This window comes from Nocardia sp. NPDC055321, from assembly GCF_053645575.1.
Genome location: NZ_JBSHMS010000016.1, coordinates 23,294 through 45,045, shown reverse-complemented (window position 1 = coordinate 45,045; position 21,752 = coordinate 23,294). Strand labels below are relative to the sequence as shown.

At 67.4% G+C, this 21,752-nt stretch carries 25 protein-coding genes and 1 pseudogene; 14 read left to right on the top strand and 12 right to left on the bottom strand.

Going from position 1 to position 21,752, the window contains the following annotated elements; genetic code table 11:
- Positions 1-3: 3 nt before the first annotated feature.
- Both pip and ACWIGI_RS25050 read right to left on the bottom strand, forming a co-directional pair.
- Positions 4-966: pseudogene (gene pip, locus ACWIGI_RS25055) on the bottom strand (prolyl aminopeptidase).
- Positions 967-1,015: 49 nt separating this feature from the next.
- On the bottom strand, positions 1,016-1,432 hold the full coding sequence (locus ACWIGI_RS25050; protein ID WP_454204886.1) for a nitroreductase/quinone reductase family protein: 417 nt from the start codon (positions 1,430-1,432) through the stop codon (positions 1,016-1,018).
- 301 nt (positions 1,433-1,733) lie between these two features.
- Between ACWIGI_RS25050 and ACWIGI_RS25045 the strand changes: the two genes are divergently transcribed.
- Both ACWIGI_RS25045 and ACWIGI_RS25040 read left to right on the top strand, forming a co-directional pair.
- Positions 1,734-2,324 carry a hypothetical protein gene (locus ACWIGI_RS25045; RefSeq protein ID WP_454204885.1) on the top strand — a complete coding sequence of 197 codons (591 nt, stop codon included), beginning with the start codon at positions 1,734-1,736 and terminating at the stop codon, positions 2,322-2,324.
- Positions 2,325-2,465: 141 nt separating this feature from the next.
- Complete coding sequence (locus ACWIGI_RS25040) at positions 2,466-3,176, top strand: GAP family protein (RefSeq protein WP_454204884.1); 711 nt, start codon at positions 2,466-2,468, stop codon at positions 3,174-3,176.
- Positions 3,177-3,389: 213 nt separating this feature from the next.
- Here ACWIGI_RS25040 and ACWIGI_RS25035 read toward each other — a convergent pair whose 3' ends face one another.
- A complete protein-coding gene (locus ACWIGI_RS25035) occupies positions 3,390-3,983 on the bottom strand; it encodes a TetR/AcrR family transcriptional regulator (protein ID WP_454204883.1) in 594 nt (197 codons plus the stop codon).
- A gap of 96 nt (positions 3,984-4,079) precedes the next feature.
- Between ACWIGI_RS25035 and ACWIGI_RS25030 the strand changes: the two genes are divergently transcribed.
- From ACWIGI_RS25030 to ACWIGI_RS25020, 3 genes are read left to right on the top strand one after another with little or no spacing between them, the layout of a single operon-like run.
- The gene (locus tag ACWIGI_RS25030; protein ID WP_454204882.1) at positions 4,080-4,511 is read left to right on the top strand and encodes a tautomerase family protein; all 432 of its coding nucleotides are present in this window, start codon (positions 4,080-4,082) and stop codon (positions 4,509-4,511) included.
- Positions 4,512-4,563: 52 nt separating this feature from the next.
- The gene (locus tag ACWIGI_RS25025) at positions 4,564-5,658 is read left to right on the top strand and encodes a zinc-dependent alcohol dehydrogenase (RefSeq protein WP_454204881.1); all 1,095 of its coding nucleotides are present in this window, start codon (positions 4,564-4,566) and stop codon (positions 5,656-5,658) included.
- Complete coding sequence (locus tag ACWIGI_RS25020) at positions 5,655-6,053, top strand: VOC family protein (RefSeq protein WP_454204880.1); 399 nt, start codon at positions 5,655-5,657, stop codon at positions 6,051-6,053. Before ACWIGI_RS25025 ends, ACWIGI_RS25020 begins: the two co-directional genes overlap by 4 nt.
- Positions 6,054-6,157: 104 nt before the next feature.
- Here the strand turns inward: ACWIGI_RS25020 and ACWIGI_RS25015 are convergent, their stop codons facing one another.
- Positions 6,158-6,331, bottom strand: a complete 174-nt coding sequence (locus ACWIGI_RS25015; protein WP_454204879.1) for a hypothetical protein — start codon at positions 6,329-6,331, stop codon at positions 6,158-6,160.
- 148 nt (positions 6,332-6,479) lie between these two features.
- Here ACWIGI_RS25015 and ACWIGI_RS25010 point away from each other — a divergent pair, with 148 nt between their 5' ends.
- From ACWIGI_RS25010 to ACWIGI_RS25000, 3 genes are read left to right on the top strand one after another with little or no spacing between them, the layout of a single operon-like run.
- Positions 6,480-7,085, top strand: coding sequence for an HAD family hydrolase (locus ACWIGI_RS25010; RefSeq protein ID WP_454204878.1), 606 nt, complete (start codon positions 6,480-6,482; stop codon positions 7,083-7,085).
- A 45-nt stretch (positions 7,086-7,130) separates the two neighbouring features.
- Positions 7,131-7,703, top strand: a complete 573-nt coding sequence (locus ACWIGI_RS25005; protein WP_454204877.1) for a cell division protein CrgA — start codon at positions 7,131-7,133, stop codon at positions 7,701-7,703.
- A gap of 57 nt (positions 7,704-7,760) precedes the next feature.
- Positions 7,761-7,985 (top strand): hypothetical protein, encoded by a 225-nt coding sequence (locus tag ACWIGI_RS25000; protein WP_454204876.1) that lies wholly within the window; start codon positions 7,761-7,763, stop codon positions 7,983-7,985.
- A 45-nt stretch (positions 7,986-8,030) separates the two neighbouring features.
- Here ACWIGI_RS25000 and ACWIGI_RS24995 read toward each other — a convergent pair whose 3' ends face one another.
- Both ACWIGI_RS24995 and ACWIGI_RS24990 read right to left on the bottom strand, forming a co-directional pair.
- Positions 8,031-9,032, bottom strand: coding sequence for a TfoX/Sxy family DNA transformation protein (locus tag ACWIGI_RS24995; protein ID WP_454204875.1), 1,002 nt, complete (start codon positions 9,030-9,032; stop codon positions 8,031-8,033).
- Positions 9,033-9,305: 273 nt separating this feature from the next.
- Positions 9,306-9,860 (bottom strand): CGNR zinc finger domain-containing protein, encoded by a 555-nt coding sequence (locus ACWIGI_RS24990; protein WP_454204874.1) that lies wholly within the window; start codon positions 9,858-9,860, stop codon positions 9,306-9,308.
- Positions 9,861-9,948: 88 nt separating this feature from the next.
- Here ACWIGI_RS24990 and ACWIGI_RS24985 point away from each other — a divergent pair, with 88 nt between their 5' ends.
- On the top strand, positions 9,949-10,824 hold the full coding sequence (locus ACWIGI_RS24985) for an alpha/beta fold hydrolase (RefSeq protein ID WP_454204873.1): 876 nt from the start codon (positions 9,949-9,951) through the stop codon (positions 10,822-10,824).
- Positions 10,825-10,875: 51 nt separating this feature from the next.
- Here ACWIGI_RS24985 and ACWIGI_RS24980 read toward each other — a convergent pair whose 3' ends face one another.
- The 3 genes from ACWIGI_RS24980 to ACWIGI_RS24970 form a co-directional block, all read right to left on the bottom strand.
- The gene (locus tag ACWIGI_RS24980) at positions 10,876-11,622 is read right to left on the bottom strand and encodes a helix-turn-helix domain-containing protein (protein ID WP_454204872.1); all 747 of its coding nucleotides are present in this window, start codon (positions 11,620-11,622) and stop codon (positions 10,876-10,878) included.
- Between the two features lie 91 nt (positions 11,623-11,713).
- Positions 11,714-13,945: an MMPL family transporter gene (locus ACWIGI_RS24975; RefSeq protein WP_454204871.1), complete on the bottom strand. Its 2,232-nt coding sequence runs from the start codon at positions 13,943-13,945 to the stop codon at positions 11,714-11,716.
- A gap of 400 nt (positions 13,946-14,345) precedes the next feature.
- Positions 14,346-14,906: a PadR family transcriptional regulator gene (locus tag ACWIGI_RS24970; protein WP_454204870.1), complete on the bottom strand. Its 561-nt coding sequence runs from the start codon at positions 14,904-14,906 to the stop codon at positions 14,346-14,348.
- Between the two features lie 222 nt (positions 14,907-15,128).
- Between ACWIGI_RS24970 and ACWIGI_RS24965 the strand changes: the two genes are divergently transcribed.
- Entirely contained in the window at positions 15,129-15,935 is an 807-nt protein-coding gene (locus ACWIGI_RS24965; protein WP_454204869.1) for an SDR family oxidoreductase, read from the top strand.
- A 95-nt stretch (positions 15,936-16,030) separates the two neighbouring features.
- Here the strand turns inward: ACWIGI_RS24965 and ACWIGI_RS24960 are convergent, their stop codons facing one another.
- Together ACWIGI_RS24960 and ACWIGI_RS24955 are read right to left on the bottom strand one after the other, a co-directional pair.
- On the bottom strand, positions 16,031-17,140 hold the full coding sequence (locus ACWIGI_RS24960; protein WP_454204868.1) for a baeRF11 domain-containing protein: 1,110 nt from the start codon (positions 17,138-17,140) through the stop codon (positions 16,031-16,033).
- Between the two features lie 86 nt (positions 17,141-17,226).
- Positions 17,227-18,186, bottom strand: a complete 960-nt coding sequence (locus ACWIGI_RS24955; RefSeq protein WP_454204867.1) for a hypothetical protein — start codon at positions 18,184-18,186, stop codon at positions 17,227-17,229.
- Positions 18,187-18,264: 78 nt separating this feature from the next.
- Between ACWIGI_RS24955 and ACWIGI_RS24950 the strand changes: the two genes are divergently transcribed.
- On the top strand, positions 18,265-18,804 hold the full coding sequence (locus tag ACWIGI_RS24950; RefSeq protein WP_454204866.1) for a PadR family transcriptional regulator: 540 nt from the start codon (positions 18,265-18,267) through the stop codon (positions 18,802-18,804).
- A 167-nt stretch (positions 18,805-18,971) separates the two neighbouring features.
- Here ACWIGI_RS24950 and ACWIGI_RS24945 read toward each other — a convergent pair whose 3' ends face one another.
- Positions 18,972-20,078: an alkene reductase gene (locus tag ACWIGI_RS24945; RefSeq protein WP_454204865.1), complete on the bottom strand. Its 1,107-nt coding sequence runs from the start codon at positions 20,076-20,078 to the stop codon at positions 18,972-18,974.
- A gap of 65 nt (positions 20,079-20,143) precedes the next feature.
- Between ACWIGI_RS24945 and ACWIGI_RS24940 the strand changes: the two genes are divergently transcribed.
- The 3 genes from ACWIGI_RS24940 to ACWIGI_RS24930 all read left to right on the top strand — a co-directional run bounded on the left by ACWIGI_RS24940 (position 20,144) and on the right by ACWIGI_RS24930 (position 21,396).
- Positions 20,144-20,500, top strand: a complete 357-nt coding sequence (locus ACWIGI_RS24940) for a MerR family transcriptional regulator (RefSeq protein ID WP_454204864.1) — start codon at positions 20,144-20,146, stop codon at positions 20,498-20,500.
- A 69-nt stretch (positions 20,501-20,569) separates the two neighbouring features.
- Positions 20,570-20,899, top strand: coding sequence for a hypothetical protein (locus ACWIGI_RS24935; RefSeq protein WP_454204863.1), 330 nt, complete (start codon positions 20,570-20,572; stop codon positions 20,897-20,899).
- An 80-nt stretch (positions 20,900-20,979) separates the two neighbouring features.
- Positions 20,980-21,396, top strand: coding sequence for an SgcJ/EcaC family oxidoreductase (locus ACWIGI_RS24930; protein WP_454204862.1), 417 nt, complete (start codon positions 20,980-20,982; stop codon positions 21,394-21,396).
- Positions 21,397-21,752 lie beyond the last annotated feature (356 nt).

Sequence of the window (21,752 nt, the reverse complement as noted above, 5' to 3'; positions counted from 1 at the left end):
GAGTTAGCCGGACGGATCGGTCCTCGAGAAGCGCGCGATGGCGGCGGCGAGGGCCTCGCCCATGGCCGGGCTGCCCGTGTGACCGGAGTCCTCGATGATGTGCAGCCGAGCGTCCGGCCAGAGTTCGGCCAGCTCCCAGGCGGTTTCGAGTGGGGCGCTCAGGTCGAGACGGCCGTGGATCAGCTCGCCCGGGATCCCCGCCAGCCGCCCGGCTTCGCGCAACAGCACTCCCTCGTCGAGCCAGGCCGCACGCGCGAAATAGTGCGTGCAGATCCGGACGAAGGCGAGCATGTCGCCGTCCGGCACGGCGCTGTATTGCCCCGGGCTGCCCAGTGATTCGTGCGCGATGACCGCGTCCTCCCAACGGCACCACTCGACCGCCGCGCGCCGTCGAACCTCGGCGTCCGAATGCTCGAGGAGCTGCCGGTATGCCTCGACCGGGTCGTCGTCCCCCGGGGCCGCGGCACGGAACCGAGCCCATTCTGCGGGCAGCAGTCGCCTCAGATCCCGGTACAGCCAGTCGATCTCGCGCCGGCGCGTGGTGGTGACGCCGATCAGGATGATCCCGGTGACCCGCCCCGGGTACCGCTGGGCGTAGGCGAGGGTGAGCGTCGACCCCCAGGATCCGCCGTACAGCAACCAGCTATCGATGCCGAGGTGGATGCGCAGCCGCTCCATGTCTGCGATCAGATGCTCGGTGGTGTTCACCGACATGTCGGTGGTCGGCTCGGCGGCGCTGGGCGTACTTCGCCCACACCCCCGCTGGTCGAACTGCACGATCCGGAATTGGTTCGGGTCGAACGCCTTTCGGGCCCGCGCGCTGCTCCCGCTACCCGGCCCGCCGTGCACCACCAGGACCGGCCTGCCCCCGGGGTTGCCACTGGCACATCAGTAGACCTGGTTGCCGTCGCCCACCTCGAGCAGGCCGTCCGCGTACGGGTCGATCGGAGGAAAGAACGCCGCCACGGTCACCGAGGCTATCGGAGGCGATACGGATTGTGGCGCCGGCGGGCACTCAGTGATGGAGTTGGACTCTGACCAGCACCGGCCGCACGTGGTCGAGTCCGAACATCGCCGGTCCGAGGCGGGCGTAGCGGCTGAATCGTTCTCGATCCGCAGTCGTGAGCTCATGGATCGTCGCGGTGCCGTGCACCCAGCGAAACCACTTCCGCACGCGGACAGCCGGATTGGACTCGATATTGCGCACCCAAGCCGCCCGGCTGCCGTGCACCGCGATGAACGACATCGACCCGTCGTCGGTCGGTCCGGTGGCCAGGGGCGTTCGGCGCGCGGCCCCTGTGTTCCGCCCCATCGTTTCCAGCAACACCCAGTACGGGTTGAGCCAGGTCAGCTTGCGTACGAACCAGTTGTTGACGCGCCAGAACCGCAGCAGTGCAGGCGGTCTGGGACGAACGGCGGCACGGTCGGACATGGCCCCTCCCTCGATGAACGCCCTGGACGGGACGTACTCGACTCCGTCTGCCAGCCTAGAGGTTAACTACGCGCCGTAGTAGTGAAATTGGTTGCATGTCGACGGCCTCGGAGGGACATGCACATAGGGCCAGGTTCAGTCGGTCGCTATCTGACTGGGGCGGCGTCGAGCTGCCAGCGCGGGTTACCGTGCCGAGGAGGGACCGGCCGGAGCCGTTCTGGCGACGTACGAGCCGAATCCCGCAGTCGGCGTGTGGATCTAGAATCGGTACCTGGTGTCGCCGACGAGAATTCAGGGACGCATGACAGACCACCTGCGTGAGATGGCCGCGACGATCGAGTTGCTGCGCCGGGTCGGCGCTGTCGAAGAACTCGAGCGACGTTCCGAAGAGGATGAGGAGTTCTACGACAGGTACGACGTCTCACGCCTGTCGCTGCCCGCCGGCGTCGAAATCGGCGAGGCGCTGCCGACGGGACTGCGCGCACTGTACGCACTCACCGCAGCCCCTCAATTCGGCGACCTGGAGTTCAACGGGCACAAAGGTTTCCGAGCCCAACAGCTGGTCGACCACAACGGCGAAATCGTCGATGCCGGCAGCACTCTCACCATCGGCAGTGTGGGGGACAGCGCTTCGATCGTCATCGATGTCGACACCGAAGTCATGTTCATCTTCGACTTCCTCTACTTCCGGCATGGCCTGGACAGCGGTTTCGTCCTGCAATGCGAGAGCGTCGCGGAGTTCATCGACACGGTTGCGCTGGGGGACCGGTACCGGGACATCTACGGTCCACATGAGGGATTCGACGAGCAGTGGTGGCTGACCGACCCCTGGTATCTCTACCTTCGCGACCTCACCTCGAGCCGCGGTGCGATCAGCGAACCCGGACCGTGAAGTCGTCTGCGCGCCACTCGATATACGACTGAAGTAGTACAGATCCCGCCAAATCTACGACCCCCGGTCCTCCTTCGGGCCGACGTGATCCTGTGATCGGCTGAGCGACGATGGGACAGCTGTCGGACTGGAAGGAGATCGATGACTGTCGCCCTCGTTGGTGCGCTGATCGGACTGGCGCTCGTGGACAGCACCAGTTTCGGCACGCTCCTGATCCCGATCTGGCTGTTACTCGCTCCGGGGCGGCTGCGCGCCGGCCGCATCGCGGTCTACCTCGCGACCATCGCGGTGTTCTACTTCGGTGTCGGAATCCTGCTGGTGCTCGGTGCGGACGCCGCGTTGAAAGCTATTGACGGCGTAGACATTCCGCCGACACCGCTACGCGTCGGGCAGCTGATACTCGGCGTCCTCGTCATCGCGCTCAGCTACCGCCTGGAGGCCCGGGCCGCCCAGCGAGCGGGCACGCCAGGCAAGATTCAGATCTGGAGGTCCCGAACCATGTCGGGCACCGGCAGCACAGCCGGTCTGGTGAAACTAGCCGTCGTCGCGGCCGCCCTCGAGGTCGCGACCATGCTGCCCTACCTCGCCGCGGTCGCCCTGCTCGCGAACGCCGACCTCTCATGGGCACTGACCGCCATCTCATTGGCCGCCTACTGTGTCGTCATGACAGTGCCCGCAGCCGCGCTGGCGGTCGCTCGCCTTACCGCGCACCACCGGGTCGATCCGATCCTGCAGCGGGTCAACGACTGGCTGACCCGCAACAGCGCCAAGGCTCTCGGCTGGACAGTTGGCGGCATCGGCATCGGTCTGACCCTCAACGCCGTGGCCGCCCTGTCCTTCGGCTCGGACTGAGCCGACGGCACGGTGCCGACCCTCGCACCCTACGACCGCCTTGCTGTCGGCCAAGGCGTCCAGCCGGCCATTGCGCGACTCCACGAGTTCTTCCGACCGGCACTGACCGATCCCTGGTACCTCTAGCTGCAGGAGCTCGCCTTGCCCGCCCGCGCGAACATCGACGGCCGGTAGTCAGCTGAGTAATGAAGCAGGAGATGGTCCCCGAGCCGGTCAGATCTTCTGGCGATTCGGTGGGATCGCGTCCTGGACGATCAGCTCGAGCTTCTCCGTGATGCGGTCCAGCGCCCGCGCGCTGCGCTCGGCTCGGCACAGCGCCACGCTGCCTTCGACGGCGGTGACGATGAGCGTCGCGGTGCGTTCGGCGTCGACCGGGTCGGCACCGTGTTCGCACAGCGACGATGTCAGCAGGTCGATCCATCGGGCGAACGCCGCGGCGGCTGCTTCGTGTGGCGCTGTCTCGGCTTCCGGGAGATCTTCGATCGCCACGGCCAGGACGGGACACCCCGCCTGAAAGTCGTTGTCCACCAGTATTTGCCGCCACATCTGCAAGAAAGCCCGCAATCCCTGGGCCGGCCCGTTCTCGAGCTCGCGAGCCAGTAGCGCCGCGGTCATATCGCCGGCGAAGGTGACGGCTTCGGTGGCTAGCTGAGTCTTTCCGCCGGGGAAGTAGTGGTAGGTCGATCCCAGTGGCGCGTGGGCATGCTTGGCCAGTTCGCGCACGCTGGTGGCGTTCAGGCCGCGGCGCCGGATCATATCGGCCGCGCCGACGACGAGCTTGTGTCGCGAGTCGGTCGATTCCGTCACGCCCACCTCCTTGTCTATAACAACCGTCATATAGTAGCGTCTGCAAATTATAACGACTGTTATAGGTCGTTGGTTTGGACACGAAGGAGTAAGCCGATGCCGATGATTCACCTGACCCTGCCCTCGGGGGTGCTGAGCGCCCCGGCGCGGAGCGAGCTCCAGACCTCGCTGCCGAAAACCCTGCTGAAGTGGGAAGGAGCCCCGGATACTGCGTTCTTCCGCGCCCAAGCCTGGTGCCGGATCGAAGAAGTCGCCGACGGCGGTTTCGCCGCACTGGAAGACGACTCGCCGCGGTTCCGCGTCGATGTGACCGTTCCCGAAGGCGGACTGTCGCCGCGCCGCAAGGCCGGACTCGTCGGCGAGGTCACCCAGCAGATACTCGCGGCGGCCGGTCTCACCGACGCGGACGCGTTGCGGGTATGGGTGCTGATCCACGAACAGGCGGAGGGCACGTGGGGCGCCGCCGGCAATATCGTCAACTTCAAGGAGCTGGCCGCACTCGCGCAGGGGCAACGCGGGAATGCTTGAGCTGCAATTCATTCGCACCGGACGCCTGGAATGGCGGGACCGGCCCGCACCGGTGCTGACCGATACGCGGGATGCGATCGTGCGCCCGTTCGTGGCCGGGCGCTGCGATGGCGACACCATGCCGATACACCGGCATGTCTCCCGCGCAATGCAGCTCGGTCTACGGGCCGGGGTGATCGACCCGGTTGTCGGCGGCATCTGTGGGCCGATTCCGTTTCGAGGTCCGTTCGGTATCGGCCACGAATGCGTCGCCGAGGTGATCGAGGTCGGCGAAGACATCAGCACTCTGCGTCGCGGTGACGTGGTCGTGGTGCCCTGGGCGGTGTCGTGCGGAGACTGCCGCGAATGCCGCCTGGGGATCACCGCGAAGTGCGCCACCACCCGCACCTCGACCTTGGCGGCGTTCGGCTTCGGCCCAGCCAGCGGCCCCTGGGGCGGGATGGTCGCGGACCTGTTGCGCATCCCCTTCGCCGACCACATGCTCGTACCGATCCCCGCCGGCATCGACCCGCTACGGGTCGCGGCCGCCAGCGACAACCTCTCCGACGCCTGGCGTTGCGTGGTACAGGCCCTCCGGGTGCGACCGGACGGCAGGGTCCTCGTGCTGGGCGGCGCGGCACAGAGCATCGGACTCTATGCCGCCGGACTGGCGGTTCGCCACGGCGCCTCGGTCGTCGACTATGTCGACCACAGGCCCGAACGGCTCGCGATCGCCGAACGGCTCGGCGCCACGGCGCATCGCGCAACGTCCAAGGGCAAGCTCCGGCTCGCCGACATCCCTCGTCGTGACTATGACATCGCGGTGGAAGGCACCTCGTCGGCCGCCGGGGTCGATGCCGCATTGCGCTCGCTCGCGCCGGGCGGATTCTGTCAGCCCGTCGGCTACTACCTGCCCAGGGGCACGAAGGTCCCGCTGATGCACATGTACGCGAACGACGCGACCCTGAAAGTCGGTGTTTCCAACGTCCGGCCGATCCTGCCGAATCTGCTCGATTTCATTGCCCGACAAGACTTTCCCGCCGAGTTCGTCACGACCTTGACCGCAGACTGGGATGACGCGCCCGAGGCGTACACCGCCCACACCACCAAGCTGGTCCTGCACCGCCCGCCGCTGTACGCCGCCGACCGCAAGGACACCGTCCGATGATCAACATGCATCACGTTCACCTCATGGCCACCGACATCGAGACGACCATCGCCTTCTGGCGCGACGGATTCGGTGCGGAGGTGGTCCACGATGTCGACTTCGCTGGCGCGCGAAATGTCTTCCTACGCATAGGGACCGGACGAATCCACCTGTACGACCAGCCGCCCGGGCATCTCGGGCAGGGCACTGTCCACCACGTCGGCGTGCAAACCGACGAGCTCGAATCGGTCGTGGAACGAGTGCGCGCAACCGGCTACTCGGTCACCGATATCCGGGTCGAGCCCACGGCCTCCTATGCGATGGCGAAGGGCCCCGACAGTCTGCTGGTCGAGATTTTCCAACCCGACCCCAACGGGATTCCGGCGGAACTCCACGAGTTCTTCGGACTGGCATAGCCATGTCAGGGGGCAGAACGACCTCTAGCAGCCCCCTGGCCGGTCTGTGTTCGACAACTTCGTTGGGTTTTCGGCTTCTGCCCCGCGCGCCGACGCCGAAACGATCACCTCAGTAGACCGACCACACCGAAGGCAAAGGCGATGATGCCCATCACGATCGCGCCGATTGCAGGTACTAGGACATCCGGATCCCCCCAATAGATGAAAGCTTCGATGAAGCAGAGCGCTGCCACTACGAACGGCAGCGAGACGGCCACAAGTTTGAGCAGATTGTCCACAGCGCCTCCCCACGCTTGGGCACCGGCGAATCGCGGAACCGCGGCGAGCGGTTGTCCACATCCCGGCGGTGCCTGCCTCACACGATACCGTCGGCCGAGATCGTGTGCCCGGCAATCGGATCTGCGTGGCGTCGCTAGACTCGCGGCCATGGGGGTACGGGCGGTCGTGTTCGACATCGGTGGAGTGCTCGCGGTGAACTCGGAGATGACGTTCATCGGGGACTGGCTGGGGCGGTTGGGGTTGGCGCTCGGCGACGTCGGGCCGGAGTTATTTGAGATCTGGGCGGCGGGAGAAGTTGGGGACGTCACCGAATCGCAAGTGCGGGAAGCGATCTCTAGTGGTCTGTCGGTTGATGGGCACGTCGCGGACGCGGTTATCGCCGACATGTGGGCGCAGTACCTCGGGGTCGCGAACTCGGAGCTCATCGACTACCTGGCTGGCCTGCGGCCCCGGTACCGGACCGGGCTGCTGAGCAACAGCTTCGTCGGAGCGCGCGAGCGGGAAAGCGCGGCTTACGGTTTCGAGGAGCTGGTCGACGACATCGTGTACTCCCACGAGGTCCGGATGGCCAAGCCGGACCCGCGGATCTACCTTCTCGCGTGTCGACGGCTCGGTGTCGAGCCCGGCGAGGCGGTGTTCGTCGACGACGCCGCGATCGCGGTGGTCGGCGCGGAATCCGTGGGCATGACGGCCGTCCTGCACGAGAACAATGAGCTGACAATCGCGACGCTCGAGGCACTGCTGTCGAACTAGCCGGTCCAGGCGAAAGCGGGCGGGCATCGGGTCTAGGCGACGTCGATGTCCGATCGATGTCCGGATCGAAAAAGGCTAGTACGCAGTCGAAATGGCGTAGACAGTGGGAGACTCGGTCACGTCGAAGGGTTGTCCATGACGAATTCCAACCCCCAGCTTCCACCGCCCGCGAGCCCAGCCCCTGCACCATCCAGCGCGGCTTGGATGGTTTTCCTGATCCCGCTGCTACTCGGTCTCGCGTGGCTGGGCACCTATTACGTTGCGGCGGAACAGGTACCGGCCATGAACGAACTCGGTGTCTGGAACTTCGCGATCGGGCTGTTCCTTGTCGCGGTGGGCGTCGCCGGCGCCGTCATCATCCGGGCAGCCGGTCGCCACGTCCCAGCCGTGCCCGCAGGTCCGTTCAACCCCCGTACGAACTCGCTCTCGATCGTGGCCCTGGTCTTGGGATTGGTGCTGCCCGTCGCAGCGATCCCCGTCGGTCACCTCGCCCGGTCCCAGATCCGCGTAACGGGCGAACAGGGCGACGGACTCGCATTGGCAGGGTTGGTGCTCGGCTACCTGTGGTTGGCGTTTGCGATCCTTGCGGTCGTCGTCATCGCTGTTGCCGCACAATAGGAAGATTCGGTCGGATCTGAGGCTCGCACGGTCGTCGCAGTGGGTACCGTCATTGGCATGAGCATGCCTCTGTCCTTGCAGATTCCGGACCAGCTGGTTCAGCGGATTCGCGCGGTCGCCGAGGGCGACGTATCCGCTTGGGTTATCGGGGCAATCGAGGATCGACTCGATCGTGACATGTGGGCCATGTCCAAGCAGGCTGATGAGATGCTCGGCATCGACGAGCCGTGGTTGGCCGAGGAACAGCTGGCGATGGTGCGGACGCAGTCCCCAGCAGGGTGAGTGTCGGCCGTTCGAGAGGCCTGGGAGCATTCATCGCCCACGCGGTCAGGGAGTCCGGGATACGTTCGGCCGCAAGCGATTTGCCCGCGTCATTGTGTACCGTCCGGCTCTCGATGCGGTGCCGGTCGACACCCCCGTCGGCGGGCGCGCAGGCTCCTCGCCCAGCTCGGCCAGCATTTCCTGGCGCCGCTCGGTCGAGACATTGCGCCGGTCGCGGTAGGTGAGCGCACCCTCCATCGCCCAGAGCATCTCGCGGTCCAGGCCCGGCGTACCGGCCGCGCGCATCCGGCGGTACGCCTCGACCGAACCGACCTCGGCGAGCTCGTCGAGGGTCGAAACACCGGCTCGCGCAAGGAGGACGGCGGCCGCCTCGCCTAATTGGTAGCTGTAATCACGCCATTCGCGGACGCGCAGGTGTGCGTCGCCGCGTACACGTTCCGACTGTTGCCACACGGCCGGTCGGAGGGCGTCGGGATCGGTCGGGGGATTGGCGGCGGCGAGGACCTGGGCCCGGGCTCGGGAGGCCACGCTCACCATCGAGTGGAAGCGGCGGAAGATCTGTACCTCGCCCTGGTATCCGTAGTCCCAGGGGCCGAGGTACGTGTAGTCGGACTCCCATCGGTTGCCTGGATCCAGGCGCGCCGCCTGCAGCGCCCAGCTGCGGGCGTCCTCGGGAGTGCTGGGAGTTACAACGAGCAGTCCGTTACGGCGCGTGACACTTCCGATGTCCTCGCGGGGACGCCCGCGCACTCGCTCGCGGTCGGCGGGCTCGTGGTCGAGCGCCCGATCCAAGCCGAAGGTGTGCCAGCGGACCGTGCCGTCCGGGTGCCGCTGCGGTGATCGGCCGCGCACCTGACGGGCCGCGTGATCGTCGAAGCGCGTGCACCAGCCGGGAACCAACACGATCGGGTCGGCGGGGTCGGCGTCGAACGGATTCGGGGTGAGGAACCGGCGATCGATGAGCACGACCGTGCCGGGCCGAGCCTGATACGACAGTCCCCACAGCAGACGCGACAGCATCTGGGCGCCGTGGTCATCCGACAGCACATGCCAGGTGTCGTGAAAACGGTTCGTGCTGAACCGGGCTCGTGTCCCGGGGCGAAGGGTGATGACCGTTCGGACGCGATCGGACCCCCGCACCGTGTGCCGGTGCAGTTTCATCCCGTCGGTGATGGTCCGTGCGGTTGCGGGTCGCTGCTGTTTCATATGTGGTCAAAAGACCACGGCACTTGTCGGCCCCGCAACCGAATTTGATGTCGGCGGGCCTGGTGAGAACTGCCGCATCGTAGGCGACCCGAGGCGTCGTTTCGCTGTCTCGACTCAGTTCGATGAGTGACGATCGTAGTAGCGGGCAACGCGAATTCGGTTGCCGCAGCGCTGGGGTGAGCACCAGCGGCGTCGCGGATGCGCCGGCACGAACAACAGGACGCAGTCGTCCGCCTCGCATCGTTTCAAGCGGGTGATCGCCGGGTCGGTGAGGAGTTCGACGGCGGATTCGGCCAGGGCCGCAGCCAGCCGGATGCCGCTGTCCCCGGTGCGGTGTGCGGTGGCGGTGAGCGTGGTGCCGTTCCATTCCAGACGGCGGATCGCGGGCGCCGCGGATTGGGCGTCGGTCAATCCGCGCAGCGCGGCGGGCGGTGGCGGACGGTGGTCGAGCAGCGCCTCGAGGACCGTCGCGACATGATCGCGGACCCGTCGCACATGGCGCAGATCCTCGGCGGTCGGGTGTTCTGGCCGTTCGGGTAGCCGATCGGCCTGTTTGCCAAGCCAGTCGGCCAACTGGTCCCGCGTACTGAGCAGGTCGATGCCCGCCGGACGGGTGTTGACCAGGTCCAGCGCCAAGGGCTCGCCGATCAGGAATGACGCCTCACGCATGACCTAATGCTAACTCACCGACTTGACACATTAGAGGGCGGGCGGGTACATGTAATGCATAATCTTCGAAAGAAAGCATGTGAACGCCGTGAGTTTGCCGCTGATCCACCACCGTCACCTCGATGTCGACGGCGTGAACGTCTTCTACCGCGAGTCCGTGCCCGCCGACGCTGACGCGCCAACCTTGTTGCTGCTGCACGGTTTCCCCTCCGCGTCCCACCAGTTCCGCCGGCTCATCGACCTGCTCGGCCACCGCTACCGGCTGATCGCGCCCGACTACCCGGGCTTCGGAAACACCACCGCCCCGGCTGATTTCGAGTACACCTTCGACCGTCTGGCCGACATCACCGAGGGCTTCGTGCAACGTCTGGGCCTGACGAGCTTCGCGATGTACGTCTTCGACTTCGGCGCGCCGATCGGCTTCCGCCTCGCCGAACGCCATCCGGAGTGGATCACCGGGTTGGTCGTACAGAACGGAAACGCTTACGAGGCAGGGCTTTCCGACGCCGCGCGTGGCTTCACGGCGCTGCGCCCCGAGCAGGACGGAGCCGAAGACACGATCCGTGGACTCCTCACCCTCGACGGCACCCGCGGCCAGTACGAGACCGGCGTCGCCGACCCAACCGCGCTGTCCCCGGAATCCTGGCTGCTGGACCAGCATTTCCTGGATCTGCCCGGCCGCAAGGAAGCGCAGGTGGCCCTCGCCTTCGACTACAAGTCCAACGTCGCCCGCTACCCCGCCTGGCAGGCCTTGCTCCGCAAGCACACCCCGCCCACCCTCGTCACCTGGGGCGCGAACGACCCCTTCTTCCCCGCGCCCGGCGCCCAGGCGTACCTCACCGACGTCCCGGACGCCGAGCTGCACCTGTTCGACACCGGCCACTTCGCCCTGGAAACCCACCTCGGCGAGATCGCCCCGCTCATCGCCGCGTTCCTGGACCGGCTGCCGAAGCCGGAGCTGTGAGATTTGGTCGGTCGTGCGCGCAGATGCCCTCGGGTCGAAACGCCCGAGTGCTCAGCCCTGCGTATCGGGCGTGGGGCCCAGTGAGCCGGCTTCCTCCACGATCTCCAGCGCCCGCACGCAGGCCGCGAGCTGGGCCGGATTGAGCAGCTCCGGCATCGCCGTGCCCAACGCCATTTCGGCGAACCGCTGCCCCCGGGGCACCGCGGAGTAGATGTCCTCGAGCCAGGTGAACCGTTCGCGGTGCTCGGCCATCTGTGTCGCGAGCAGTTGGGCGACGGACTCGATCCGGGCATCGTCCGCATCCTCGTCCAGGCGATCGAAGGGCTCGTCCGCGGCGCTCGGTTCGGACATCATCTGCCGGAAATCCTCAAGCGCGTCATCGTTGAACACGCGGGAGAGCACCGTGGCGATTCCCTTGTCGCGCTCGGACATCGTGTGCTGAATCGAGTGGAACGGGGCCGGGGTGTCGATCGGCGCGCGGAGCTCGAGGATCACCGCCAGCTCGGCCCGGATCCGTTGCAGCCGTTCGATGGTGGCGGCGAGGTCGGCGTCCAGCAGGCGGATCGCCGCCTCCGGATCCTGGTCCGCGCGGGCCATCGTGCGGATCTGCGCCAGCGGGATGCCGAGATCCTTCATGCGCAGGATCTGTAGCAGTCGCACCAGATGGGCGGATCCGTACTGCTTGTAGCCGTTCGACGCGCGCTCGGGCTCGTCCAGCAGACCCACCTGGTGATAGTGCCGGATCGTCTTGACGGTGGTACCGGCCAACTCGGCCAGTTGTCTTGTGCTCCAGCCCATCTCGCTACCTCGACTCTACCTGCCAGGTGGTTGCTCATCGGATCTGTTCGCTACCGGGGGTCGCGCGATGCGCACGACCCCCGGGGCTTGCTCAGGAGCCGTCGGACCGGGCGCCGGCGGGCACCGCCTCCTTCTGCTCGGCCGGTTCCACGCGCAGGTTCTCACCCTCGACGTCGATGCGCGGCAGAATCCGATCCAGCCAGGCCGGCATCCACCAGGCGCGATCGCCCAGCAACGCCATCGTGGTCGGCATGATCACCATGCGAACGAGGAAGGCGTCGAAGATGATCGCGGCAGCCATCGCGAAGCCCATCAGCTTCAGGAACGTCTCGTTCGAGAGGGTGAAGCCCGCGAACACCGAGATCATGATCAGCGCGGCGGCCGTGATCACGCGGGCTCCGGCGCCGTACCCGGTGCGGATCGCGTCCAGTGCCGACGCACCGTGGTGGTACTCCTCGCGCATGCGGCTCACCAGGAAGACCTGGTAATCCATAGCGAGGCCGAACACGATGCCTATCAAGAAGATCGGCATGAACACCAGGATCGGCCCCTGGTCCTCGGGTTTGATCCAGCCCAGCCAGCCGTTCTGGAAGAACCCGACGGTGACGCCGAACGTGGCCGCGATCGAGAGCAGGAAGCCCGCCGACGCGATCAGCGGCACGACCACCGAGCGGAACACGACCATCAGCAGCAGGAACGCGAGTCCGACGACCACCACGAGGTACAGCGGCAGCTTGTCGGTGAGCGCACTGGAGAAGTCCGCGTTGATGGCGGCCGCGCCGCCGATTCCGACGAAGATCCCGGTCGAGGCTTCGACATCCTTTGCGGCCGAGCGCATATCGGCCAGCAGATCACCCGTCTCCCGGCTCGCCGGGCCGTGATCGGGGATCACGACGAACTGTGCCGAGTCCTGCGCCGCGTTCGGCACCGGGCCGATCACGCCCTGCGGGGTGATGTGCGCCATCCCGCTCAGGCGCTCCTTCATCTGTTCCGACGCCTGCGCCATACCCGCGGGATCGTTCGCCGCGACCACCACGAGCAGCGGCGAGGACTTGCCCGCGCCGAACGCGTCCCGCTCGATCTTGACCGCGGTCTTGTCCGACTGCGGCGTGATGTCCAGCCCCAGCTGCAGCTGCGAAATGGGCAGCGCGGCAAGGATGAGCGCCACGGCCGCGACGATCAGGTAAGGCAGGGGACGCTTGGTCAGCTCGACGCCCACGCGATGTCCGACCGTGGGACCGGTCGAGTGCTCCGGCGTCCACAGCAGGGGCAGCCGCGGCTTGAACACGGCCGACTTGAACAGACCCAGCAGCGCGGGCAGCACGGTCAGCGCGACCAGCACGGCCATGACGACGGTCACCGCGGCGCCGAGACCCATCTGCGCCAGGAACGACATGCCGGTCAGGCTGAGCGCGACGAGCGCGATAACTACTGTGGCGCCGGCGAATACGACCGCCGAACCCGCCGTGCCGACCGCGACGCCGGCGGCATGCGCGCGGTCATTGGTCCTGGTCGTCTCGTACCGGTATCGCGAGATGACGAACAGCGAGTAGTCGATACCGACCGCGAGACCGATCATCGTCGCCAGGCCGGTGGTCGAGGTGCCCAGCGTCATGAACGCCGTGCCGATGGAGATCACCGAGGTGGACATCATGATTCCGACGATCGCGGCGGTCAGCGGCATAGCCATGGCCAGCAGCGACGCGAAGGTGATGATCATGACCACCACGGCCACGATGATGCCGATCAGCTCGGCCGGCGGCTCGGCGATCTTCTCGTTCGCGCCGCCGGCGCTCTCGACGACCAGACCCGCCGCGCGCCCGATCTCCTTGGCCTCGGTCACCTTCTCGATCGAGGCTTCGGTCACGCCGTTGTCGGCGCCGCTGGGCTTCGCGTCGAGCGTGAGCTTGATCAACGCGACCGTGCCGTCCGCGTTCAGATTCTCGACGGCCGCCGGTCCCACGGTGGGGTCGACGATCGCGGCGCGCGCCTCGGGCGTCAGCTGCGGGACCTCACGCAGCTTGGCCACCACCTGCTCGACGGCCGCGTGATCGGCGCCCTGGTCCAGTCGTGCGCCGTTGGTGGACTGCACGACGATCGTGGCGGGGACGCCTTCCTGATCGGCGCGCTCGGGGAAGCGCTCGATGAGCTTCTCCTGCGCCTCGACCGCGGCACTGCCCGGCAGCTCGAAGCTGTCCTCGAAAGGCTTGGAAATGGCACCGCCGACCGCGCTCAGCACCACCGCCATGAGGATCCAGGCCCCCAGGACCGCCCACCATCGGCGGTAGGAGAACCGTCCCACGCGGTATAGAAACGACGCCATGAGTCCCTCCGTGTTCGCGAGCAGGTTGCCTCCGGGTGAGGCATGCACTGTTACCGATCAGTAGAAACCGTGCCCTTGGGGCAGGGTCAAGCCCCGTGACCCGGCCCCGGGGGCACGGTTCGGGTCCGGCGCGTGCATCCGTGGTCGCTCCCCACGGCTCGTTCACGCCCGCTTCCGGTCCCGGCGGCGATGAGCGCGACACGCCCGCTGACCTCGCAAGGGGTACACATGCCGATCGCTGCCATCACTGTCTCCTACCCCATGCTCGGCGGTCGCACGGGTCCGCCGCGCACGTCACGGGCGGATCGTTAGGCGACCGAATCGTCGAGTAGGTGACGGACATCGCATCGGCAATGCCCGGATCGACGCGGCCGAACCGCGATCGGTGAAGACCGACCGGTCAGGGAACCGTGGTCTCCGAGTCCGTGAGGGCATCGAGGGTGTCGAGTGCTTCCCGGCACCAGTCGGCCCAGGTGCGTTCCATCGCGATACCGGCTTTGAGGACCAGGTGGCGCAGAGGATCGGTGGCGGGGGATGTGTCCGGGAAGTCGCGCTTCTCGATGTCGGTGTATTTGCCGAGGGTGGAGGCGTGCACGGTCAGGTGGTGGTTGATCACCGCACGCAGGCCCTCGACATCGCCGACGGCTGCGGCGGCGCGCACTTTGACGATCAGTGACTCGCGCGGGTGGGTGGGCTCGTCGATCTCGCCGATCCACTCGCGCAGGGCATCGGTGCCGGCGGGGGTGATGGCGAACTGTTTGGGCTGGCCGCGGCCGGGCCGTTCGGGCTGGGGCACTTCGGTGACCAGGCCGGCGGCGTGCAGTCGATCGAGTTCCTTGTAGATCTGCTGATGCGAGGCCGACCAGAAGTAGCCGTAGACGCGATCGAATCGCCTGGCCAGTTCGAAGCCGCCCGCCTCGCGGTCGGTCAGCGCGGTCAGGATCGCGAACTGCAGTGCCATTCCCCGAACTTTAGAGGGGTCGTTTTCCCGGCTCGTGCGTCAGGACCGGGGCGGAAGCGCCGTCTCGCGCCCTCGTGGTGACGGGTGTCACATGTTTTATGCAACTTATTGCACAAACAACGATCCCGGCCATAGTCTCCTGGCACCGCTATCACGGCGAGCGGTCCGCCGGGCGGGAGTGAACGGCGAAGCTCGTTCGAATCACCAAAGGGAGTGCAGCGCATGGATATTCAGTTCGACTTCACCGGCCGGAAGGTCGTCGTCTTCGGGGGCACGAGCGGGATCAACCTCGGGATCGCCGAGGCGTTCGCCGCGCGCGGTGCGGCCGTGGCGGTGATCAGCCGCAAGCCCGCCAACGTCGAGGCGGCCGTCGCTCACCTCGAAGCGCACGGTGGACGCGTGCTCGGGTTCACGGCCGACGTGCGGGACATGGCCGCGGTCGAGGAGGTGTTCGAGCGGATCGCCGCCGAATGGGGCGCCATCGACGTCCTGGTCTCGGGTGCGGCCGGCAACTTCCTCGCCGAGGCGGAGTCGCTGTCGTCCAACGGGTTCAAGGTCGTGGTCGACATAGACCTCAACGGCACCTTTCACGTCATGCGGGCCGGTGTGGCACACCTCGCGCCCGGGGCCTCGGTCATCAACATCACCGCCCCGCAGGGCTCGATTCCGGTCCGCTACCAGGCACATGTGTGCGCCGCGAAGGCCGGCGTCGATCAGCTGACCCGTGTGCTCGCAATGGAGTGGGGCGACAAGGGGATTCGGGTCAACGCCATCGCGCCGGGCCCGATCGCGGGCACCGAGGGACTGGCTCGGCTCACCCCCGGCGACGACGACGGTGGTGCGGTCGCGACCGTTCCGCTGGGACGGCTGGGCACCACCGCCGAGATCGCCGCGCTGGCGATGTTCCTGTCGTCCTCTGCCGCCGGTTATGTGTCCGGCGCGGTCATCCCGTGCGACGGTGGTGGTTCCGGTGAGAGCGTCCTGCAGATCCAGCAGGCCGGTCGCTACCTGGCCGCGGCACGGGGCTGACCGGCTCGCGGCTCATCCATGTCGAGGCCGTGAACTGTTCCAGCGCAACGGAGATGCTCTCGGCAACACGCACCGGCGTGGGTGTGCGCCTCCGCTCACACGGAGTAGCGCAGGATCGCCGCGGCCGGCGCGGAGTCCGGGATGTCGGCGGTGCGCACGGCCAATACCCGGCCGTTCGAGAGCAGCACGCGCCGGGCTATCTCGTCCACGACACCCGGGGTGTCGGCATCCGAGTCCGCTGCGAGCGTGAGGGTTCCGTCGGTTTCGGCGATCGTTCCGTGAATCGTGGTGTCGATATCGACCAGGAGGGTGTCGACGGCGCCGAAGGTCGCGGCGCGGGCGACGTCGGACAGGTCGGTCGTGGCTCGGCCCTCGGCCCGCCGCAGGTCGAACAGCTCGCGCAGGCCGGACAGTTCGCGGGCGTAGTGATCGTCCAGGATCGTGCGGGCACGTGTCGCGAGTTCCTCGTCGGTGAGGTGTTCGGGATTGCCCGCGATGGTGTCCTCTAGGAGCCCGTCGTAGCTGTTCACCGAGCGGAACAGCCCGGCGATCGGCTCGGTCGCGGCCAGAATCAGGGGCAGATCGCGGCCGGTCAGCAGATCGCGCAATTCCTGATCGACCGCCCGCGCGTACTGGCGAACCCGGAGTTTGCGACCTTCCGTGCCTTGGATCCGGCCCTTGGGCGCTCGTCCGCTCAACGACGATTTGCGCGCGTAGTCGGCGGCGCTGGTCGGCAGCCCGGGAACCCGCACTTCCGCGGCGGGACTGTCCGGGGTGATCTCCACCAGCCGCACCGAACCTTCGGCGAGGGCCAGCACGAAGGCCGACTGCGGGAAGGTCACCGCCCGCAACAGCGGTTTGACGAAGAAGCGATCACCGACGGTGACACCCGGCTCGAGCCGATTGGGAACCCGGAAGGTGCGCATGCGTTCCGGGGTCGCGTGCACGACCAGCGTGCGCGACTGGAATCGCCAGAAGTCCTCGTCGTCGATGAGGTCCTCGAGTTCCTCCGCCAGGGACGAGCGTGCTCGCCGATCCGACACCAGCTCGAGGGCCTCGCGCGTCTGGTTGGAGAACGCGATGCGGTTCTCCTCCGGTGTCGGGGTATCGGCTTCCGTCGGGGTGTAGATCGATACGGACCACGGCGCCGAAGCGTTGACCAGCGCTTCGAGTTCGGAGCGGGTGGGGATGTCGGTATGCAGCATGTCGGCCCTTCCGAGGTGGATTCACTGACATCCCGAAGCTAGAAGGTCAACGTCACGGGGTCGTATCTTCCTGCTCTTGACGGGGGCTATCGCATTCCGGCGCGAGGTGCGGATCGGCAGGCGACGAGTTCGCGCACGGTGTGAAAGGCGGGCTTGGGCGAGTAGTCGTCGCGCAGGAGGCCGAAACGGCCGGACCAGTCGGCGTCGCTGCGGCCATCGCGTAGGCCGAAGAATTCGTACGCCGTGATGCCGAGGTCCGTGTCGAGTGCGGCGGCGGCCACCGCCTCGAGGACGGCGCACTGTGTTCGCTCGTCTCGGCCGGGGCCGGTCGGCCATCCGGTCTCGGTGACGTGCACGGGCGTATTGCCCGGTACCCCAGCGGCTTTCGTGACGGCACGGAAGTCCTCGAGGATGTAGGTGACCGATCCCGCCAGCTGCTCGTGGGGGATCCGGCGGAACACGTCGGGAAAGAAGTCCACACCAACGTAATCCAGTGCGGGCAGATACTTCGGGCCGACCGCGGCGGCCATGCGCTGCCAGAACTCGGGTCCGGCCATACCGGTCGAGTTCACACCGATCTCCACGTCGGCGCCCAGTCGCTCGCGCTCGGAGAACGCCGCGGCGACTCCGGCGGCGATGGCCTCGAAACACCCTGGGCTGCCGCCATCCTGGGGCGCCGGCATGTTCAGCTCCTCACCGACCTGCACCTTGCCACCGCCCCACATCGCCACGTCTCGCACGGCCGTCCGAACGAACTCGGCGAATCCGGCCGGATCGGGTTCGGAGCTCTGATAGCACGCGACCAGATCGATGAGCCGTCCCTCACCCGCGTACGCCCCGGGGTCCACGGGGGCTCGGGAGATTTCCGGCCGCTCTCGCGGGTTGGCTCCGAAGTGGCGGTAGCAGCGCACGTAGAACGCGGACGCTGGACCCTGCAACTGCCGCAGCGCCGACAGGGTCGCGGCGGGGTCTTCCGGCGGGCACTCGAGCGGGCGGAAGTCGACGAGGTCGGCGGCGACAACGCCCGGCCAGATCCCGAAAATCATGCGATACCTCCAAATAGCCGTATACGGCTACAAGGTAGCAGTGGTAGCCGTATACGGCTATTCGCGTAGGCTGCGCTGGTGCCCAAGAACGCGCTCGACAACCCCCTGGTGCTGCCCATACTCGGGCTGCTGGTCGAACAGCCACGCCACCCGTACGCGCTGTTCAGCGAGCTGAAACGCCGGTACGACTACCTGCGTGTGCGCAATGCGACCGTCTATACGCTCCTGGACCGTCTCACCGCCGAGGGTTGGGTTGCCCCGGCGAACGACGATGAGCGCGGTGCTCTCACGGTCACCGGGCCGGGCGTGGCCGTGCTGGCCGAGCAGGTGCGCCGGCAAGTGGGCGACGCGGATCTCACCGGCGGTCCCACGTTCATCACCGCCCTCGCCTACCTCGGGGTGCTGCCGCGTCCCGATGCGATCGAGGTGGTCGGGGATCGAGTCGCGCGCATCCGGGCCGAGGTGAGCCGACTCGAACGAGCCGTGTCCGAGGTGACGGGCCCGGAGATCCACATGATCGAGGCCCACTACCTGCTGTCGCGGCTGCGGCACGACATCGATTGGCTCGAGCGGACCGCCCGGCACATCGAGACCGGAGAGCTCGCCTGGATGGTGTGAGTCGGCAATCCCCGGCAGCGCGTGGGCTGTCGGGTCGACGTGACAACACGGAGCCCGCCGCCGGTGCGAGCGCGCACCGCACCCTGCCTCGAACGTGAGCTGGTGCCCCGATCATTTCGGCCCGTGGTCCGCGCGCAGTGGTGTCGGGGCCTCGTGTCTGTGCGCGATCAGGCGCGCACGCCCGCGAGAACGGGATAGTCGGTGTAGCCCGTCGCGTCGCCGCCGTAGAAGTAGGCCTCACGGAACGGAGTGATCGCCGCGTCGTGACGGAGGCGTTCGACCAGATCAGGATTGGCCAGGAACGGCCGGCCGAGGGAAACGAGGTCGGCCCCCGCGGCGAGCAGCCGGTCGGCGGCGTGCTTTCCGCCGTCGGCGGGCAGCGGCTCACCCCAGCCCAGGTAGGGATTGGCGATCAGCGTGCCGGGCCAGTCGCGGCGGATGGCCTCGAAGACGGGGGACCGCGGGTCGGCGAACACGACGTGCAGGTAGGCCGGGCGGGTGCTCGCGAGTGCCTCGACGAGGGCCGGATAGAGCTCGGCGGTATCGGTTTCGGCTATCGCGTTGGCCGTGACGCCGGGGGCGATGCGCACGCCCACGCGTTCGGGGCCGATGGCGGCGCTGACGGCCTCGACCACCTCGACGGTGAAACGGATCCGGCCGGCGATCGTGCCGCCGTAGCCGTCGGTGCGCTGATTCGTATTGCCGGACAGGAACTGGTGCAGCAGAAAGCCGTTCGCGCTGTGCACTTCGACGCCGTCGAAGCCCGCGGCCATCGCGTTCCGTGCCGCCTGAACAAAATCGTCGGTCGTGGAACGGATCTGGTCTTCCGTCATGGCCAGCGGCTCAACCGCGGGCCGCGCCCCGGCGGCGGTGTGGACGGTGCCGGGCAGGGTGGTCGCCGACGGGGCGAGGGGAGTGTGGCCGGTGTTGTCGGGATGCCCGATCCGCCCGCCGTGCTGCAACTGCAGGAAGATACGCCCGCCCTCGGCGTGCACCGCGTCGGTGACCCGCCGCCATCCGGCGATGTGGGCGTCGGTGTAGATGCCGGGAATGCCGGCGAAGGTCTTGCCGACGAGGCTGGGGGTGGCGGCCTCGGCGACGATCAGCCCGGCGCTCGCGCGCTGGGCGTAGTAGGTGGCCATCAGGTCGGTGGGGGTGCCGTCGGCGGTGGCGCGCTGACGTGACATCGGCGCCATGACAAGGCGATTCGGTAGTTCGAGGCCGCCGAGGCGGGCGGTGTCGAAGAGGTCGGCGGGTGCTGCTGTGTGCGTCATGCGGGTACGGTAAAACTTCACATTGATGTGAGAATCAAGTCCGAATGAGAAAGACCAGGTGGCGGATGCGCATCGGAGAGCTGGCCGCGCGCACCGGCGTCAGTGAACGCTCGCTGCGCTACTACGAGGAGCAGGGCCTGCTGGTGTCCGGGCGCACGCCGGGCGGGCACCGGGACTATCCCGAGATGGCGGTGGACCGGGTCATTCACATTCAGGAGCTGTACGCGGCAGGGCTGTCCAGCCGCAAGATCTTCCAGATCCTGCCGTGCATGCGCGATACCGACGGCGGGGCAAACGAATTCGCGACGCCGGAACTGGTGGACGAGCTGAAGGTGGAACGCGCCCGCATCGATCGCAAGATTCGCGATCTGCTGCGCTCGCGCGACGTGCTCGACGACGTGATCGGGCGGGCCGGGGTCTGAGAAAATGACCGATTGCGCCGCACGATTCCAAGCTCGACCGGCACGTCGTGGGGTACGTAGGGTCGAGCGATGACGCTGGCATGCCGGGAGTGGGCGGGCCCGCTGGGAGTGGCGACCAAGCACGCCGCCTACGGCCGTCTGCTCGAGCTGAAGAACGCCCTCGCGCCGGTGCTCGCGCGGTATCCGTCCGCGAGATTCCAGGCGCGCGGCTATTTTTCGACCGGCGACATGGTGAACGACCTGCTCGACCCCGAGCGGATGGTGGCCGTCGCCGGTGAGCTGCCGGTGCTCTGGCTGAACATCACCTACGACCACCCCGAACTCCCCGCCGACGCGCTCGACGAGGTGCTGCGGCCGTTCGACCTGCGGCTACTCGGGGAGTTCGTGGACCGGCAGTGACCGGAGTGCTGCGGCCGGCCCAGTCGCCATGACCTCCGAGGTCATTGAGACCGTGACCGGCCGCTGGCAGCGTCGGTCTCATGACAACCGATCGAGAGACCGACGAAATTGCCATCCACTCCCTGTTGCGGGCGCAGATGGACGCCTGGGCTGCGGGCGACGGCGCCGCGTTCGCCGACACGTTCACCCCCGACGCCGATTTCGTGTCGGTGATCGGGGAATTCGTGAGGGGCAGAGCAGAACTCGCCACCGTCATGCAGGAGGGCTTCGACGGGTTCATGAAGGGCACCCGGATGGCCGAGCCCGACACCACCACCCTGCGCTTCCCGGCATCGAATGTCGCGGTGCTGGTCACGGTGGGTGATCGGCCCATGCTGCCGGGGGAGCCGGCGCCGCCCGAAGCACGCTCGGTGCAGACCCGGGTCGCGGTGCGCGAGAACGCAATCTGGCTGTTCACCACCTTCCAGAACACCCGGATCAGTGAGTTCCCGCGGTGAGTGGGGTGTTCGCCGTTTGGTCCGCATCCGTGTCTCGGGGTGAGGTACCCGGTAGCGCCGTGGGCCACCCGAGCGCAACAAGAGCCGCGCCCGCGCCCGTCAAAAGCGAACAGGTCGCCGTCGCGGTGGATTCATCGCGACAGCGACCTGTTGCAGCACAGCGTGATTCGTAGAGGGCCTGCCGCCGCGTAGTCGGCGGACCCGGACCGTCAGTCGGTCGAGGACGAAGCCGCCGCTGACGGTCTCGGGCCCGCGGCGCCGCGGGGGGCGAAGTCGCCGGGCGGCCCCCCAGGGGCGCCGCCGGCGGGCCCTTGCCGCCCGCGCGGACCCCGGCGGGGTGGCCGGCGTCGCGGCCC

Bases quoted from the DNA above. Each gene is read 5' to 3' on its own strand.
- ACWIGI_RS25050 (WP_454204886.1), bottom strand. From the start codon at position 1,432: ATGTCCGACCGTGCCGCCGTTCGTCCCAGACCGCCTGCACTGCTGCGG.
- ACWIGI_RS25045 (WP_454204885.1), top strand. From the start codon at position 1,734: ATGACAGACCACCTGCGTGAGATGGCCGCGACGATCGAGTTGCTGCGC.
- ACWIGI_RS25040 (WP_454204884.1), top strand. From the start codon at position 2,466: ATGACTGTCGCCCTCGTTGGTGCGCTGATCGGACTGGCGCTCGTGGAC.
- ACWIGI_RS25030 (WP_454204882.1), top strand. From the start codon at position 4,080: ATGCCGATGATTCACCTGACCCTGCCCTCGGGGGTGCTGAGCGCCCCG.
- ACWIGI_RS25020 (WP_454204880.1), top strand. From the start codon at position 5,655: ATGATCAACATGCATCACGTTCACCTCATGGCCACCGACATCGAGACG.
- ACWIGI_RS25010 (WP_454204878.1), top strand. From the start codon at position 6,480: ATGGGGGTACGGGCGGTCGTGTTCGACATCGGTGGAGTGCTCGCGGTG.
- ACWIGI_RS25005 (WP_454204877.1), top strand. From the start codon at position 7,131: ATGTCCGATCGATGTCCGGATCGAAAAAGGCTAGTACGCAGTCGAAAT.
- ACWIGI_RS25000 (WP_454204876.1), top strand. From the start codon at position 7,761: ATGAGCATGCCTCTGTCCTTGCAGATTCCGGACCAGCTGGTTCAGCGG.
- ACWIGI_RS24990 (WP_454204874.1), bottom strand. From the start codon at position 9,860: ATGCGTGAGGCGTCATTCCTGATCGGCGAGCCCTTGGCGCTGGACCTG.
- ACWIGI_RS24980 (WP_454204872.1), bottom strand. From the start codon at position 11,622: ATGGGCTGGAGCACAAGACAACTGGCCGAGTTGGCCGGTACCACCGTC.
- ACWIGI_RS24975 (WP_454204871.1), bottom strand. From the start codon at position 13,945: ATGGCGTCGTTTCTATACCGCGTGGGACGGTTCTCCTACCGCCGATGG.
- ACWIGI_RS24970 (WP_454204870.1), bottom strand. From the start codon at position 14,906: ATGGCACTGCAGTTCGCGATCCTGACCGCGCTGACCGACCGCGAGGCG.
- ACWIGI_RS24965 (WP_454204869.1), top strand. From the start codon at position 15,129: ATGGATATTCAGTTCGACTTCACCGGCCGGAAGGTCGTCGTCTTCGGG.
- ACWIGI_RS24960 (WP_454204868.1), bottom strand. From the start codon at position 17,140: ATGCTGCATACCGACATCCCCACCCGCTCCGAACTCGAAGCGCTGGTC.
- ACWIGI_RS24955 (WP_454204867.1), bottom strand. From the start codon at position 18,186: ATGATTTTCGGGATCTGGCCGGGCGTTGTCGCCGCCGACCTCGTCGAC.
- ACWIGI_RS24945 (WP_454204865.1), bottom strand. From the start codon at position 20,078: ATGACGCACACAGCAGCACCCGCCGACCTCTTCGACACCGCCCGCCTC.
- ACWIGI_RS24940 (WP_454204864.1), top strand. From the start codon at position 20,144: ATGCGCATCGGAGAGCTGGCCGCGCGCACCGGCGTCAGTGAACGCTCG.
- ACWIGI_RS24935 (WP_454204863.1), top strand. From the start codon at position 20,570: ATGACGCTGGCATGCCGGGAGTGGGCGGGCCCGCTGGGAGTGGCGACC.
- ACWIGI_RS24930 (WP_454204862.1), top strand. From the start codon at position 20,980: ATGACAACCGATCGAGAGACCGACGAAATTGCCATCCACTCCCTGTTG.